Source organism: Paenibacillus sp. FSL P2-0121, assembly GCF_037975345.1.
GTDB classification, from domain to species: domain Bacteria; phylum Bacillota; class Bacilli; order Paenibacillales; family Paenibacillaceae; genus Paenibacillus_AQ; species Paenibacillus_AQ odorifer.
This window is the reverse complement of sequence record NZ_CP150245.1, coordinates 3,562,352-3,579,062: the sequence shown is the minus strand read 5'-3', so window position 1 is coordinate 3,579,062 and position 16,711 is coordinate 3,562,352. Positions and strand designations below refer to the sequence as shown.

The window sequence follows — 16,711 nt, the reverse complement described above, 5'->3', positions numbered from 1 at the left end:
CATAAAGTAAATATCCCCCGGTTTACTATTAATTTGCAATAGTGATGCCTTCCAAGACATGGATCAACAAATCGTTTATGTAATCCGCATCCGGAATTTGTTTATAGATGAGAATTTGAAAGTATATGGGACCATAAAGCAGATCTAAAGTTATATCCAGGTTGATTGTTGGTTTCAATTCTCCCATATCTATGGCTGCTTGGAGTAATTGTTTGGCTTCATTTCTTTTTGTCATTAAAAACAATACGTAAAAATCTTTCGCGATTTCTTCGCTCTCTGTAACTATAGTCAAAGTGGATTTCCCGATTTTGCTATTGAGGATACGAGCTAAAGCTTCAAGCTGTTGTTTGAAGTTATCCTGAATGGATTTATTACTATCAAATTCAAACTCTGATTCTACGGTCATTAGAAAAGCGTCCAGTACAAGACGCGCTTTATTTTCCCACCATCTATAGATTGTTGTTTTGCCTACTCCAGCTTGTGCTGCAATCGCCTCAATCGTTAAAGATGAATAACTGTTGGATTCTAACATTTCAAGTGTTGCAGTAAGAATCTCTTTTTTACTTCGAGGTTCTTTGTTTTTCACGTTCATATTCATTTCACCTCCTAGATGTTATTTAAGTTATTAAAAGGATGTAATTATAGAACGATACGTATCGTTTCATTTGTTACACTATCTTATATCATTTTCATAAAATTTAAAATAGTTAATTTGAAAATTATTATTTTCTGGATTTAGGCATGCGGTAGATGACGAAACATAACTTGCGCATACAAAAATTAACGCTTCGGAATGGTCCGAAGCGTTAGTTTTCGTGGATATTTGCAATTAAGGATTCGATGACTGATTAATTATGTGCGATATGTACAATATGATCCTTTTTATTTAAATTTTCACATATAAATCATGGATATCAAAGCTAAGTTAATCATTGTTTTTTCTTTGTTCTTTTTCTCTTGATTTTATCAACTATAAACATAATAAAAAATAAATAATCTTGGCGAAGTGATTAAATTTTAATTTTCGTGGGATTTGTCCCGAGAGTAATACTTGTAAGCGCTCCTATTCTATCTTATCAAGAGTCCCAGGCCACTCATTACATAAGGACGAACAATGTCCACAAGTAAATCGGTCTGATCAGCCTCCCCCTCAATTAACCAAGAAAATGCAGCGCCATAGATCGCTGAACCTGTCATTGCTGAAATGATCTTTGTATGTTGGCGGTCTGCAATATCGTATTTATCCCCTCTCAGAAATATGTTTTCAATGATTTGCTGCAGCATATTTTTTACTTTCTCATCCACCAGCTTAGCAATGGATTTGGAATCCATTCTGCATTTCTGATAAAAATCAACGATGTACTGATGAGTCAACAAGATCAGCTGGTTACATATTTCATCTGAAAACTCCCGTGCATTTATTACTTGTTCAGGAATCATTTGATGAAAAGACTGTTCTGTAAATTCATCGAGTAATGCATATTTATCTTCATAATGAGCATAAAAAGTAGCCCGGTTTATCGTAGCTTTCTGTGAGATATCTTTTATTGTCATTGAATCAAATCCTTTAGTCTGTAAAAGATTTCTGAAAGCTTCTCTTATTAACAGGCGAGTCCGTATTACTCTCGGATCTTCTTGATGTACCATCTGAATATCCCCTTTCTAAAACATCAATTATCGGAATTTGTTGTCTATGCAACTCTTTTCTTACACTGACGGTTGTAAGCATAAACTTGCCATACTATTATCTTATCAAACAGATGTTGCTTAAACAATCAGTGTCTAGTTAGTCGGAAGGAATGATAATAGTGAACATAAAACAAAATAGACTTCTAATTTTTGGGGCGGGTGTGATTGGCAGTTTATACGCTCTTAGATTTGCACAATCGGGGTTTGACGTCACTTTACTGGCTCGGGGAAAAAGGCTGGATGAACTTAAGCGGAAGGGTTTGAGATACAACGACAACGGAATGATAAAGCAACTATCCATTAAGACGGTCGAAAAGCTTGCAGATGATGACATCTATGATTTTATCTTTGTTCCTGTACGATATGATCAGGCAGAATCTGCCCTGTCTGCGATCAAAAATAATCAGAGCAAAACAATAATTACACTGACCAACACTATTGGTTATAATTCCTGGCTAGAGATCGTAGGTGATCGGTTACTTCCAGGTTTCCCTGGTGCAGGTGGAGACATTAAAGAGGATATTTTATACGCTCAATTTGGTTCCAAAACTTATTTTGGTGAAATAAATGGACAAACGACCGAAAGAGTTAAGGAGCTTGCTTTGATATTCGAAACAGCTGAAATGCATTATGAAATACAAAAAGATATTCAAGCCTTTCATGTTTCACATGCTGCACTCGCTGCAGTCAACAAGCATTTTTATACGAATGAAGGAATGGTAGATATTGAGACAGCAATAAGTGAAAGCATTCTTAGCAAAGTAGCTACAGATATCAAACAAAATCTTCACTTGGTAGAGCAAGCTGGAATCCCTGTAATCCCGACCGAAACGAAGTCAATGGGAGAATTGATGGAAGAAGAGATTATATCCCGGTATCGGCAGATGCTGAGTGATGAATTTATCATTGATGTTAAGTTTGGAAACCAAGCTATCAGCAGAAAAGCAGAAATAATGTTATTGGATGAAAAGTTTCATGAGAAGTTTTCGTTTTTGTCCAAGCAAATTTTTCCATAAAAGTTATCAAATGAGTTCATAGCCCATATTACTAAATACTAAAACAACGTAAATATGGAGGTGTTAGATTGCCACTGAATCAAGATCAGCAGATCTTTCAACAAAGTACAACAACTCAAAACTGGGGAAATATTCAGGGACAGACCTTAGTTGCGGGCCAGGGTAGCTTGAGAAGAGGAATGAACTATAAGTTAGGCGCACAGGCTATGGCACAAATCAATAATTTATTAAATAAATGGGCTGAATTAAAAATATTGGGGAGTGCCGAAGTTTCACTTCTTCTCCAAGTACAGATACAAACGCCCCTGGATCTATTCGACGAAGCCGGGCTAGCTGGACGACTTCAAGCCGTTCTTAAAGCGGCGGTAGCGGCAGGATTAAGCATGAATATGACCGTTAAAGAGTTATTGAAAATCCTGAAGAATAAACCGTCAGGAAATGGTTTATCCGGTGAATTGATTGAGCTATTGTTAGAAGAATCAGAGCTCGAAGGTTATTTGTATGCCCAATTTGCGGTTGGTTTTATGGCGTATGCCAATTTTGTTATGCTTGGTAATTTACATAAGACAGCTACTCTAGGGGAATCTGGATTCCAATTTGTCTATGAGGCGGGAATGGGATTTATTGCGGGGGGTGGCTATAGAGGTGGCATCAATTTTAAATTCCCCGATCCTGCAAAACTGGTCAATCGTTATGGGAACGGCTTAATTGAGGGCATTGTTAATAAAGCTATTGACACACAGCAGGAACAAGCATTAATGCTCGGTACTATGCTTAGGATAGGAGTGAAATCAGCCTATGAGGTCAGTAGACAATTAAATGAAGGTACCGGGAGCAATACCGAAAAACTAGCGCAAACCGTTCTTACATTTATTGGGGGGCAATTCCAATCGTTGTTCTTCTTGACTATGAATGTGTTCTTTAAGGAAGAGATCCTTCGTTTACTTGGCCTTGCTTCTTTACCAGCTGAACAAACCACAGAAGTCATTCAAACCCTGAAAGGTTTTAATTCTTTTCAGTTAGTGCCGGATAACCATGAAATCTTTGTTCGTTTAGACTCATTATCAGCATTAATTCAAAACGAGCAGCTTAAGAGGGAGTTTGTCCGAAGTATTTCTGCTTTGTGGGTATCAGCTTTGTTGCTCCCCCTTGCAGTGGAAGCGGCAGATAAAGCAACCATCCCTACTTTTACGGCACAATTGTCTTACCAACCTCCTCCCGCTGTCAAAAGTGCAATTAATACAGATTTGAACCGTCCGTCTGACACAAATTTGAACCAGGGTGATCTTCTTTCATTTCAACTTGATAAACCTTTGACGATTGCCATTCAACATGTAGATAGCGTTCGGGAGATAGCAGCAATTCTGAAACCTGCCGTTTCAGGAACTGCCCAAGATGCAATGAAGTTCTTATTTAGTCCCTCATTTCCTTCGACTACAGGGGAAAACTCTTATAGATCAACGCTTGGAGCCATAAACCAAGCTTTCGATCATTATGTGGATACGGAAATAAGTGCTAGAAAAACTGCAATCTCGAACACTTTGGCTGGCGAGGAAGAGATTAAGATACTGTTTGAGCAAGCCCTGATTCCCTGCATACAACTGACTTCTGATGTTCTGATTCCAGAGATCGTTAATGGATTTCAAAATTTTGATATGAAAACTATGCAAGAAGCATTATCCAGCGTATTACTCACAATGCTTGGAAGAAGCGTAATTCATGTTATGGACGGAATTCAGACTTCAGTTAATAAACAAATAGAGGGTCTTCTTCGCGAAGCTGCAGGTCAGGCTGCAAATGTTCTTGGACCACTTGGAGCTCAAGATATTTTAAAGAAACCGTTGGAGGCAGCTGTTAAAATTATTGCGGAAATGGTAGCGCCTTTGACACCTGAAGAACAAGAACAGCTTTTTGAGAATGCTTTAAACATATTTACTCCAATAAAAGGTAACGCCGTGGACTTTGCCAACCATTTGCAAAGCGATCCGATGTGGATGCCTCAAATGGCTGAAATAGAAGCAATAGCCAAAATATTGATAAATCATTTAACTGATCATATGATTCAATTCGCTCTAAAACTGATTCCAGCGTTGTTTCAAGCCTTGATCGATGAACTACTCGCCATAATCGAACGCTGGCTAAATGAAATAGCCAAGATATTAAATACTATTACCGACTTCATAACTAAGCTGATGCAAGAAAAACTAATGAAAGAACTGATTGAACCAGTAATGGAAATCGCTGAAAAAGCCGCTGACGTATTAACGTTTAACATTTTTTCTCTAATCGGTGCCGGTAAAGTAAAAGATGAATTTTTCAAAGGGTTAAGAGGAGCAGTCGAAGCTATAATTCAAGAAGCAATCATCCCTCCTGTTGTTATGACAGTGAAAGAAATCAAGTTCAATCCTCGTAAGCTCGTGGATCTTTGCCGAGACGTTTCCAACTTTACTTTTACAAAATTTTCTGAGATTTTTAACGATTATATTTTTGGGGAGATCCAGAATCAACTTGAAAAAGGTTTAAATATGAAAAATTTCAAATTGGATATTAAAGTGCCGGTTTCTTTTTCGATTGACTTACCATGGCCTTTAGGGTCACAATCCTTTTCTCATACGTTTAGACTTACAGATGTCCTCATTCCGTCATCAATCGTTTTGGACATTGTAATGAATTTAATACGTAACAATCTAAAATTAGGAGGAACATCTGAGTATCTTTTCCAAATGGTTGTAGCAACGATCGATAATTTAAAAAAAGTAGATCAATATAAATTGGATATGGCAGATGCTTTGAAAAAGTATAGTAATTAAAGGAATATTCAAGATTCCATTCCCCTTATATTGCATTTTATAATACAAAAAAGGCAACCAGTCATCCCTGTTTTTTCGGCGACTGGTTTCCTAAATTTGTTATTTTTTGTCCCTGTTCTATTCCTTAACGACTACGGTCATTTCTTTGCTACGTGTGATCCCGCTGCTGTTCGCCAGCTCAGCCAGATTCATCGTGATTTTGAAGCTGCCGTCACCATCCCAATGATCATTTCCGAAAGCAAAAAGAGCTGGAGCCAAGTGAACTTGGCTCTAGCTCTTCTTTGGTGCTTACAATTCCATTACTCTGTAAATTAAAGCAGCGGCTTCCGCACGTGTGGTCAGGCTCAGTGGTCTGAAGGTACCGTCGGTATAACCGTTGACAATTCCTGTCTCCCGCAGGTACTCAACCGCATCCATCGCGTAAGAACCGATTTGATTCTCATCGGCAAAAGTTGCTGCCTTGCCGGAGATATCCGACTGGAGAGCAGTTAAGCTCAGAGCGCGAAACAGAATAACAGCCATTTCTTGGCGGGAAATAGGTTCTTTTGCGGCAAATACGCCTTCGCTACGTCCGTTAACAAGCTTTAGCGCCTGAGCTGTTGAGACAGCTTGGTAATACCAAGCATTTGAACTCACATCTTTGAAAGTACTGCTACTCTCGGCTTGAAGTTCTAGCGCTGATACTAACAGTTGAACAAATTCCGCTCTTGTAATTTGCCGGGCAGGCTCGAATTTGCCCCCGCCTGTGCCATGAATAAGATCACGGGAAGCCAAAGTTTCCAAGATGACTGTGGAGCCTGAATCAACATCGGAGAAGTGGATATTTGCATTAGCTGCAGCATAGAGTCCAAAATCCCTTGTTGTAAACGTTGTTTTGCCTGTTCCTGATACGTATTTGGAGTTTTTGACCACTTCGGCCACTCCCTCGCCGGTAACAGAGTAGACGATGGCTTGATGTGGGACTTCACCAAGGTTTAATTCATATCCAAATGATACCTTCATTGCCGCAGAAGGGCTTAATGTTTCTTTGGACTTACCGTCTACCGTCATTGAGATCCGGAACAAAGCATGCGTTTTCCATTTCTCTTTTAAGGCAACTGGAAGGGTTGACGCATCAACAAAATGGATAGATAGCTCCAACTGCCGGGCACCCTCTGGAATATTCTCACCTAAAGTGTTAATTGGAAGTGTTATTGTGGCAGCACCTGCTTTTACAGTTAGGGAAGTAACATTATCTTTTAGTTCGGGAATGGGCACTTGAAAAGCCACACCACTGGCAGTCGCATCCTCTTCAGCAAGCTCAAGTACTAAAGCTCCATCTTGCACTCCCTTCATCGCTTTTTGGAGTTCTCCTGTGGGAAGCTGTGCAATTTTCATTCCTTCAGCACCGGGTGAACCCTGAATGCGAATACGGCCCGCTGAAATTATATTCACTGGATTAACTATTTTTCCTCCACTACTCTCATTTGTGTTGCCACTATTATTGCTGCCGGACGAATTGCCGGGCGTATCTGTTCCCCCACCTTCTTCACTCCGCACTACATTCAAAGTGTATGTCTTAGTTGTTATGCCGTTCGCAGCGGTAACTTTAACATCGATTCTGTTATCTCCTACCTTAAGCTCACTTCCGCCTGTTACCGTCAATTTGGCTTCTGCATCAGAAGGTGTCCCAGTTACAGCCACCGCTGTCTTGGAAAAGGGCACATTTATTGTATAGGTCAGTTTCTTACGGTCAAACCCAGGGATGTCTGTACCGTCCATACTCAAAACGCTCAAATCGGCATTATCACTCAGTGGTGTCTCTTCTTCACCTTCTACGTTCATAAACTGGAAGGTGCGGAAAAGTGAGGCGTCCTTCGCAGCGCCAATGCCTGATCCCCATTCAATATATCCTTTTCGACCCGCGCCATCATTATCGTTAACCAGCATGGAGAAGCTTAAGATATCGCTCGCCGCTGGACGGATCGGGCTTATTTCGCTCCAAGGTAGTGCCAGTGCATATGAGGTAACCTTGGTCGCCTCATCTCTGGTCACACTTAAAGTTCCCTTAGTCAACACTCCGGTAGCTGCACCTTTCATGGACAGCCAACGATATATTTGCGGCCCCTCTGGTGTTTGCGAGATTCCGTATTCATACCAGGATTGACTATCGCCCGGTACACCGGGAGCAAGACTGAACTGAATACTGTCATTTTGCCAAATATTAATCCCGGCGGCATTATGGCTGAATACATCATCGCGGATATCAGCGGTCAAATAAATGTGTTCTTCATCCCAGCGTAGTTGCGCTGTTCCACTAAGATCATCCGCACCCTTATATCCGTTGAGCAAAGGGGTTCCGTCCGCAAGATCAATCAGAGCTGGACTTCGTGTATCGGACTGATGCTGCATCCGGTTAATATCTATGTTTTGCTTGAGGTGAACTGTCTCATAACCTTCAAGGTCAACTGTCAACTCAAGAGGATATTTAACCCCTTCAGAGAATCCCGGCAGTGGAATTGAATAAGTAAATCCACTATTTGGGGCAATTTCAGACAATTGCGATTCACTACCGCTGATCTGACCAGTCTCTTCCCCTAGGGTCCAGGAAATCTTTTTAATTCTCAGAGGATCCACACTGGAATTGTTCGTAAATTGAAGTTGTAGCGACATGCCGCCGTTATTACCATCTGTAATATGAGGAGCAATTTTTAAACCTTGAAAATATAGTCGCAGATCATCTACAGGGGCTTCTGGAAGAGTAGCAGGATCAAGTCCGGGTCCATTATAAGCTCCAATATTCGGTGGAGTTGCTGCTGAAACGGGATTGCCCCAGTAGTCCCGCCCACCGTTGTCTGCAATGACAGCACCGGCCCCAAGTGCAGGAGACCCCTCTCTCAGCTTGTAACCGTCCACTGTATTCCAGCCCATTCCGGCGGTGCCCTGAGCAACTAAGAGTGGATTTGCTGTGATAGGATTGGTATTTTCCGGCTCGCTTACTGGATGGTTGCCATATAATAGATTATGGTCGAAGCTACCGTTCACCCCTGGCAGATTATAACCTCCTTGACCAAGGTTGTAGACCAGATTGTTCCTAAAAGAATATGGAGCGTTAATATTTCCTGCGTCATCCCATTCATGATCGATAATTTTGGTGTTTTGCCCAGCTCCGATATAGATAGTATTGTTATAGATTTGTGTATCTGGCGTAACCCCGCCTGCAAAATTAAACGTATGCGTTAGATCATTCTGGCTGATGTTGTATCTGACTACATTGTTAGAGGAGCCTGTCAGCACTCCCGGAGTCAAACGGGCATCGACAAAAAGCATGAATCCGCCTTTGTTGCCATGGCTGTAATTATATTGAACCACACTGTCCATCGTATCGATATCCAGATTGAAGCCCTGACCATCTCCCTCTGGTTTGTTCGTGTTAAAAGACTCATTGAACTGGACGATATTATTCTTGCCGCGAGTCGGCCAAATTGCGGCAGAGCCGTTAAACTCGCCTTCTTCGGAATAATTTCCGCCTTCCTCCGCTATGTTATGCTCAATCACCGCTCCATCCGCACCGAAGGTGAGAATACCGTCGCTGTCGGCTTGTTTGACATAATTTCCACGGATCGTAACATTGACCGTAGCATAGTCTGCTCCGTTAAAACGCTGATCCCATACCACAATACCGGTCCGGCCTATCCGTTCCACTGTATTGCCCTCGATCCATACCCATTCGAACTTGTCCGTGCCCGTCGTTCCGCCCACATATACGGAGATACCTCCAAACGCATGCGGGCCACCTTCGGCTCCGGAAACCGTCGGATAACGGAAACTGCTTGATACATCATGGACATAGTTATCCTGAATGCGGATATTACTTAATGTTCCTCCATTAGCATTCTCCACCATAATACCTTCCCGGTAAACAGTTCCCCTCTCGGAAGCATAATTAGTGACTTCAAGATCCCGAATCACCCAGTTCGAGGCGTTACGTAGGTATACAGCTGCTCCGGCCATGCCTCCACCGTTGATAATCGGTTTGCTTCCACTCCCATAGGCAGATATTGTAATCGGTTCTTCATCTGTGCCGCTGCCCTTAGGATATAATTGTTCGTTCCAGATTCCACCCTTCTTTAATAAAATCCGATCCCCAGCCTCAAAGGTAGTCTGATTCACTATAGAAAAGGTCTTCCAGGCAGTCTCCGGTGTTTTTCCATCGTTGTTGTCGCTGCCTGCAAATGAATCCACATAATATTCTCCGTCTCCACCGCTGCTCCCTCCATCTCCAGGCAAGCGGTTGGATAAGGTGACCGATCCTAGTTGCATCAGCCAGGGTGCGGAATCACCGCTAAGTTCTATTTTTAAGTAATGAAGTCCGGAAGGAATCCCCTGTGCCGGAGTATAATTCGTCCCGGTCCAAGCCGCATCACCAGTGGCCTGTGGAGGTTCATGAACAGCAGAAAGTTCTGTCCAAGTGGATGCATCCGCCGAACCATAGAACTTGATAGTCCCGCTAGACCCGGCAAAGGAATGCATGCGGGCTGTGAAATGTTGCAGATTATGCAAATGGTACACGAGTGATTCTGCTGAGTCTGCTGTTCTCACCGCACGAGAATGATCTCCACCAAAAAAAGCGGGATTGCTTGTATCTAAAGACCAATTTGTACTGTGTGTATAAAGCTGTGCAATGTCGTCAAGCTCATCAACAATCGTTTGTGGTGCAAGCGACACATTGGAGAGCGTAAGGTGCCCAAGCTGCATCAGCCAGGTATCGAGGTCACCACTGACTTCAATTTTGAGATAATTGACACCATCCGGCAGCGCCCCCAAGGGTGTATATACTGTTCCGTACCAGCCAGAACCGGTTGCGGTTGGACTGTCGTTGATGGCTGGAAGCTCCGTCCAGATATCTGCATCTGGCGATCCGTAGAACTTGATAACAGCCGTGGAACCAGAGAAATAATACGCTTGAAGCGTAAACGACTGAACTCCAGTCAAAGAGTAAATGGCATAGCCAGTCTCCGTGGAGGTTCTGACCAGCCGGGCTGCATCTCCTCCGAAAAATTGAGGATTACTACTGTCAATCAGCCAGTTCTCGGACCTGTGTTCCGCTGCCGGTAGGGTTGAGAAATCATCGGCATTCGCCTCTTCAGAATGGGCAGAAACGCCCATTACGGGAAGCACCGCTGTGAAGATCAGCACCATTATAAGCAGTGATTTTGCGAGTTTTTTGAACATTATTGTATTATTCCCCCTTGAACATTTATTGGATGGTTTGGTTTGCGAGACCTTCAGCCATCGGGTAATTCCATTCCACGACAGCTTCGGACAGCTTTTCGTCCACAATGGATCTATACTTCTGCTGCGCCAAATTCAGTGCGATGGCATCCTTCGCATGATCGAGCGGTTGAACAACTGCATCATCTGCCGACAGGCAGTAAAGTAGATGGATAGCCCCATTTTCAGCAAACAAACTGCTAATCTCTCCCGGCGCCAGTTGCTCTGCGGTAAGCAATACCTTTGGATTTTCCAGAGCTGCTGTTCGCCGTGAAGCACTTGTTATTTTCACCTCGCCAACGTTTACGCCAAACTCTTTTGTCTGGTCTTGGAAGCCTGTGCCTGAAGAATCTGTTGCTGCTGTCGCTGTTGCTATTGCATGGAGCTTTTCCATTCTTTCTAAGGCTTTTTGCTGATCTTTGTACTCTGTTTCTGGGCCAAAGGGAAGCGTTGCCCATTCCAGACGAATCGTTCCCGGCAGAGAATATTTCGCAATTAGATTTGCTGCATATTCCAATTTCACCTGTTCGTCTGAAATCACGATACTTCCGTTACTGCGCATAGCCTCAATCGTGGCTTCCTCAAGGTTGCTCATGTAATAACTGAAATAGGCCTGCGCCTCCAGATGAAGAGGACCATACACCACCTCCTTATTCGCTGCTGCCTGACTCCGCCGATTATTCTCGCGCTCCATTTCCTTGAGAAAACCTTCAAAACTGATATCCGTTACGACTCCTGCTTCTTGAGCAAGCTGTAGCTCCATCCGCTTCGTCAAAAGCTGAGTTTGAGCTGTATTGATCCATTTCTGCATTGGATTTTCGCCGGAATAGTAGGCAGACCAGAAGTCTTTTGAATAGTCGGCGTTGTAAGTTTGTTTAAAATAATCAACAATCAGTGCCCGATTCATTTGAAGATGCCAGTTGAACTCCGCTGCTGTGGCCTCCTGCCCGTTAAGGGTCAGAAGCATTTCTTCTGCTTGTGGATCTTGCAACTTCTTCGCACCAATCAGCAGCAGGCTTCCTGCTAACAGAGCGGTCAGAATAACGATTAGCTGATTTCTTTTGGAATGAAGTTTTAGTGTCATATATTGATTCCTCCTCTCTTCCTTGGTGTTAAGCGCTTTCATTCTCTTCGATATTAGACATGTTTACGTTGAAATAACAGGCGAGAAAGCTGCGAAATGGTTTGCCATTTCACGATTTGACCGTAAAGGCCAGTTTTCGCCCCATAAAAAATGCTGCGGAGAATAGAGAAGTTACGTATTCGAACGTGGAATGTTGTACAATGTGCAGGAATTCAGCGCGTTTGTCGGGATTGAGCAGCAAATTGTTGTATATCAAGCATGATATCCATGCAATTACGGGATCGGAGTGATTTATAGAAAAGTCGATTTGCAATCATCACTGATTCAGTGTGTTCCTCAATTTTTTTGATTGTAAAATCATCTAATAAAAACAAAGGCAGTCCGGAATTTTCCAGACTGCCTTGCATTGTTCTTAAGACGGATATGCGCCCGAAAACATACAGAAATTCAAGACTCCACCTTTGACAATCTCGTCATGTGACAGAGAGTGGTGCTCCCATAGCGATCCGTTCCAGTGGACCGATTTGCTGTACACATTGGCGGGGCTGTTGTTCTCTGCTTCAATGATCCATTGCTGCCCATTTTCAAGCTGAATAGTTACCTTATCAAAAAGCGGGCTGCCGAGCACATATTCAGGAATTCCGGGACTTAAAGGGTACAGGCCGATGGCGCTCCAAATAAACCAAGCACCCATGCTGCCGTTATCTTCGTCGCCGGGTAAACCATCCATCTGGCTGCTGAACAGTTCGGCCATGGTTTTGCGGACCCAATATTGCGTTTTGGACAGCACACCCAGTCTGGCAAATATATAAGGAATGTGGAAGCTCGGCTGATTGCTGATGGCAAACTGCCCCAGATCGGCGGAGGCCATTTCCGACATTTCGTGTATTTCCAAACCATAGGATCCCACTTTAAATACCGGTTCCTCGGTCATCAACTGATCCAGACGCTGGACAAAAGCCTCTTCACCACCCATCAACCCGGCTAGTCCCGGGAAGTCGTGGGGCACTGCCCAGCTCCCCTGCCAAGCCCCGCCTTCACAAAACGGATTACCCCACTCCAGAGGATCAAATGCTTCCTGCCAAGTACCGTCCTCATTGCGACCTCTCATAAACCCAACTGTCGGATCAAACAGCAGCTTATAATTCTGTGCCCGAGCCATAAAACGCTCATAATCATCCATTTTGCCAAGTGTTTTGGCCATCTGCGCAATACAGAAATCTCCGTATACATAATCCAACGTGTTGCTTACACTTTCATGGAAACGGTCATGCGGCAGATAACCATGCTGCAAGTACAATTCAAGGCCCCTTCTGCCCAGCTTCTCGTCCACTGATGGACGATCTGCATGCTTCAGAAGACCTTCATACAGTACCTCTGTATCAAATCCGCCGATGCCTTTAACCACGGCATCCGCAGCTGCGGCATCAATCAGTGTGCCGGGCATGGCACTGCGCTCCCCTGGTGACAGCCACTTTGGCAGCCAGCCGCTCTCCTTGTATGCCAATGTCCACGCCTGCATAATCTCACCCAATAAAGATGGGAATAGGATACTGTATAAAGGAAGGCTGGTTCGGTATACATCCCACAGCCCGATATCCGAATACATTGGACCCTGGCAGATGCTGCCATTAAAAGGGCTGTAATGGATTTTCTCGTTCTGCTCGTTATATTCATGCCACGTTCTCGGGAACAGGCAGATTCGGTACATGCAGCTGTAAAAGGTGCGGAGGTTCTCTTCATCTGCGCTTTCAGCAACAATGCGCCCCAACCGTTCTTCCCAGCTTGCCTCTGCTCTATTCAAGATCTCTCCGAAGCTGTCTTCCCCAATCTCTCGGTTCAGATTAAGCAGCGCCTGCTCTCCGCTAATAAAGGAAGTCCCGCACTTCACTCCCACTATGCCAGATTCCGGTGCAGCTATTCCTACGTAAGCGCCCAGTCGTTCGCCAGTCCCTTCATGGGTCTCCAGTGGCTGATAATCTCCGTTAAAGATTCCCGACTCCTCCATGTGAAAATCCCTATCGAACTGGAACACGAAATACATCGCGAAATTATCGGGCACCCCGGCGGTATGGCCTCTTGTGTAGCCGGTGATTCTACGTTTATCCGGCTGGAAGGTGAGATGTGACTCACCTTTCAGAGGTGCTATAATAAGCCTGTTCTGCTGCCTCTCAGCGAAAGTTATTCTTATCGCTGCACAACGTTCGGTTGGAGTCAGCTCCAGCCGGGTGCGGTAACGTTGAAGAAACACATCGAAATAGTGAGGGGACACTTGCATCTCTTCCGTTTTGAAGGAAGAAGAACGTGAACCGGGACTGAGCAGCAGTGGACCTGTCTGTGGCAACAGGGTCAGATGCCCATAATCTCCGATCCACGGGCTGGGCTGATGGGTCAGCCGGATACCCTCTAGGTGGCGATGGCGCGGGTGGAAGAACCAGGTTCCACCTGCTTCATAGGTTTGCGGGCACCAAGCCGCCATACCAAATGGCAGCGCTGTAAGTGGCAGCGTATTGCCATGTGAATACCGGAAATCTGACTCCGTCCCCTGCAATGGATTAACATAATCTAACCAACGCATATAGATACACTCCTTTAGCCAGTTTTCACCAGCTCTATATTCTCCGTTCTTTACTGATACCGGTTAAGATAATCGGAATACTTGAACATCTCCAGCTTCTACCCGCACAGTCAGTTTTGTAGTTGTGGGTTTCAATAGATTCATTGGTTGAATTTCAGCGCTGCCATCATCAAACCACGGTTCGACAGAAGTATAAACAATACCCAGCGTAACGTCAGCCTTAACCGCCATATCCCCTTCATTATGAACAAAAAGAAATGCCCCTCGGTCCTGCTCACCTTCCCACTCGGAGAGATCCGCGCGGACACCGCCGCTTGCTTGTACATACGGCTGCAGCTTTAGTTCCTTCTGTAATAGATCCCGCACCAGCTGAAGCGTTCCGGGATGTCCATCCTGCCAGTAGGCAGCCGCAAGCAAGGTACCAAACCATACGGCACGCCCGTTGCCATAAGCGGCGGTAGTCAACACAGGCATGCGGTCCTCGGCAAATTCAGCCAGTACCTTCACATGGCTTTCCAGCTCGATATCCGATTTGTAATAGGATCCGTGCGCCGTATCGTCTGCTGCCGATTCCTCCGCCTTGCTGTGCTCCATAACATTCCGCAACGGAATCGCTGTCCGTGATTCGAACGCAACCTGATGATAGCTGTGATCCAGGTTCTCAGCGGAATGAATCCAAGTCTCACGGACCCCGAACACCTGGTCAAATCCATAACCGGGCACCGTATAGCTGTGGCAGCCATTCTCTGCCTGAAGTGCACCGAACGAGCATTCCGAAATCAAGATCCCGCCCTTTTCCACCCACTGGCGTAGGATGTCACACAGTTTGCGGTTCAAATATAGAGGATAAGGCATCCACAAGCAGTGGTATTGCTCCAGTGTCTTCTCGTTAACATCCGTCTCATGCAGAAATTCAACTTTATAATTGAGCTCATGCAGTAGTTTATGGGCGCCTTGTAAGGAATCGTTGTAGGTGTCCAGATGATCATGTGCCGCAAAGTTAGCAACCTGGTTCTGCGGACTGAACAGAATGGCAATCCCGTCTCCGCGCCGTTTTGCATGCATCAGTTCTTGCTTATTGTTTTGCACCAGCTTATTTAGATGAGCCATATCCTTGTACCATGGGGTTGGACTTCCGTCCAAATATACACTGCCCCATGCAGGGGCCTCCTGTCCCAATATCTCTGGTCTGTACTGCCAGAACAAATATCCCGTGATGCCACGAGCGAGCGGGGTCAGAATATGCCGTTTCATTTCCCGTAGTTCCGGCTGACGCGGCTTCATTGCAGTATTGCCTGGCAAAGCATGAATCTCCGAATTGATAATGGGTTTACCTTTGGCGGCAGAGATCAGTAGATCAGCAGACCAGGCCGAGGACCCAAGGCTATTGCCTGTCAAGTCACAGGGCTCAGCCAGCTTGAAGTCGTCCGAACCCGCTGTAATCATATTAAAGATAGGGGCGGGCACAGTGTGGGCCATAACAGGATGCAAAAGATCCAGTGACTTCACTATATCTACCCGGCTCCGCAGCTCATCCGTTAAAGTACCGGACATGAATAGGCGCCAGTCCACCAGATCATTAAATACGCCTTGTCCACGCGGTGCCTCTACTTCCTCCCAGCTCCCGTAAGTCCGCTGCCATGATTCATTGAGGGCTTCCAAAGTAACATATTTATTTTTCAGCCATTCTTGGAACACCCACAGCGATTGCTCGCAATAACACACCTGGTTGTCAAAAGACAACTTGCGCTTGATTCCTGTGGTTAGTTCAGGCTCATTCCATAAATCCCAGACCCAGAGCGCCGGATGATCCTTAAAAGTCTTCACCGTCTCCGCCAGAAACTTTGCCTTTTCTTCGGCGGCAGCTGGATGATGATAACAGGGCCCCGGCGCTCCGCCGATCTGGCGGCAGTTAATCGCCCTTGGTTCCAGAATGGAACCGTCCGCTGTAACCATTTTGGAATCAGGATATTTTTTATAGAACCAGGCCGGCGCCACGTCGAAAATTACATTCAAAATGACCTTCAAACCATTCCTCTGCGCAATATCCATTAGCTCCTGAATATCATCGAAATGATAGGTCCCTTCTTTGGACACACTCGCGCGCCATTGTACCCAATATTTCACACAATTGAAGCCCTGTCCGGCAATATTGCTTAGGTCTTGTTCCCATTGATCACGGAAGGGGGTCGGGGAACGGTAATATTGAAACCCAAATGGAATAAATGAATCTTGCATCTAGTGTACTCCTCCTACAACGTTCAATTTCGATCTCTCTATG

General features: G+C 44.7%; 9 protein-coding genes. 2 read left to right on the top strand and 7 right to left on the bottom strand.

Annotation, left to right across the window (positions count from 1 at the left end; genetic code table 11):
* Nucleotides 1-28: 28 nt before the first annotated feature.
* Nucleotides 29-592 (bottom strand): TetR/AcrR family transcriptional regulator, encoded by a 564-nt coding sequence (locus MKY54_RS15860; protein ID WP_076130598.1) that lies wholly within the window; start codon nucleotides 590-592, stop codon nucleotides 29-31.
* Between the two features lie 476 nt (nucleotides 593-1,068).
* Nucleotides 1,069-1,647 (bottom strand): TetR/AcrR family transcriptional regulator, encoded by a 579-nt coding sequence (locus MKY54_RS15855; protein ID WP_076278503.1) that lies wholly within the window; start codon nucleotides 1,645-1,647, stop codon nucleotides 1,069-1,071.
* Between the two features lie 161 nt (nucleotides 1,648-1,808).
* Here MKY54_RS15855 and MKY54_RS15850 point away from each other — a divergent pair, with 161 nt between their 5' ends.
* Both MKY54_RS15850 and MKY54_RS15845 read left to right on the top strand, forming a co-directional pair.
* A complete protein-coding gene (locus tag MKY54_RS15850) occupies nucleotides 1,809-2,705 on the top strand; it encodes a 2-dehydropantoate 2-reductase N-terminal domain-containing protein (RefSeq protein ID WP_339187013.1) in 897 nt (298 codons plus the stop codon).
* A 68-nt stretch (nucleotides 2,706-2,773) separates the two neighbouring features.
* Nucleotides 2,774-5,515, top strand: a complete 2,742-nt coding sequence (locus MKY54_RS15845) for a hypothetical protein (protein ID WP_339187012.1) — start codon at nucleotides 2,774-2,776, stop codon at nucleotides 5,513-5,515.
* Between the two features lie 117 nt (nucleotides 5,516-5,632).
* Here the strand turns inward: MKY54_RS15845 and MKY54_RS15840 are convergent, their stop codons facing one another.
* From MKY54_RS15840 to MKY54_RS15820, 5 genes are all read right to left on the bottom strand, one after another.
* The gene (locus tag MKY54_RS15840) at nucleotides 5,633-5,773 is read right to left on the bottom strand and encodes a hypothetical protein (protein ID WP_339187011.1); all 141 of its coding nucleotides are present in this window, start codon (nucleotides 5,771-5,773) and stop codon (nucleotides 5,633-5,635) included.
* A gap of 30 nt (nucleotides 5,774-5,803) precedes the next feature.
* On the bottom strand, nucleotides 5,804-10,729 hold the full coding sequence (locus tag MKY54_RS15835) for an S-layer homology domain-containing protein (protein WP_339187010.1): 4,926 nt from the start codon (nucleotides 10,727-10,729) through the stop codon (nucleotides 5,804-5,806).
* Between the two features lie 25 nt (nucleotides 10,730-10,754).
* Nucleotides 10,755-11,852 (bottom strand): hypothetical protein, encoded by a 1,098-nt coding sequence (locus MKY54_RS15830; protein WP_339187008.1) that lies wholly within the window; start codon nucleotides 11,850-11,852, stop codon nucleotides 10,755-10,757.
* Nucleotides 11,853-12,264: 412 nt separating this feature from the next.
* A complete protein-coding gene (locus MKY54_RS15825; RefSeq protein ID WP_076306481.1) occupies nucleotides 12,265-14,430 on the bottom strand; it encodes a GH92 family glycosyl hydrolase in 2,166 nt (721 codons plus the stop codon).
* A gap of 63 nt (nucleotides 14,431-14,493) precedes the next feature.
* Complete coding sequence (locus tag MKY54_RS15820; RefSeq protein ID WP_076280599.1) at nucleotides 14,494-16,668, bottom strand: alpha-amylase family protein; 2,175 nt, start codon at nucleotides 16,666-16,668, stop codon at nucleotides 14,494-14,496.
* Nucleotides 16,669-16,711 lie beyond the last annotated feature (43 nt).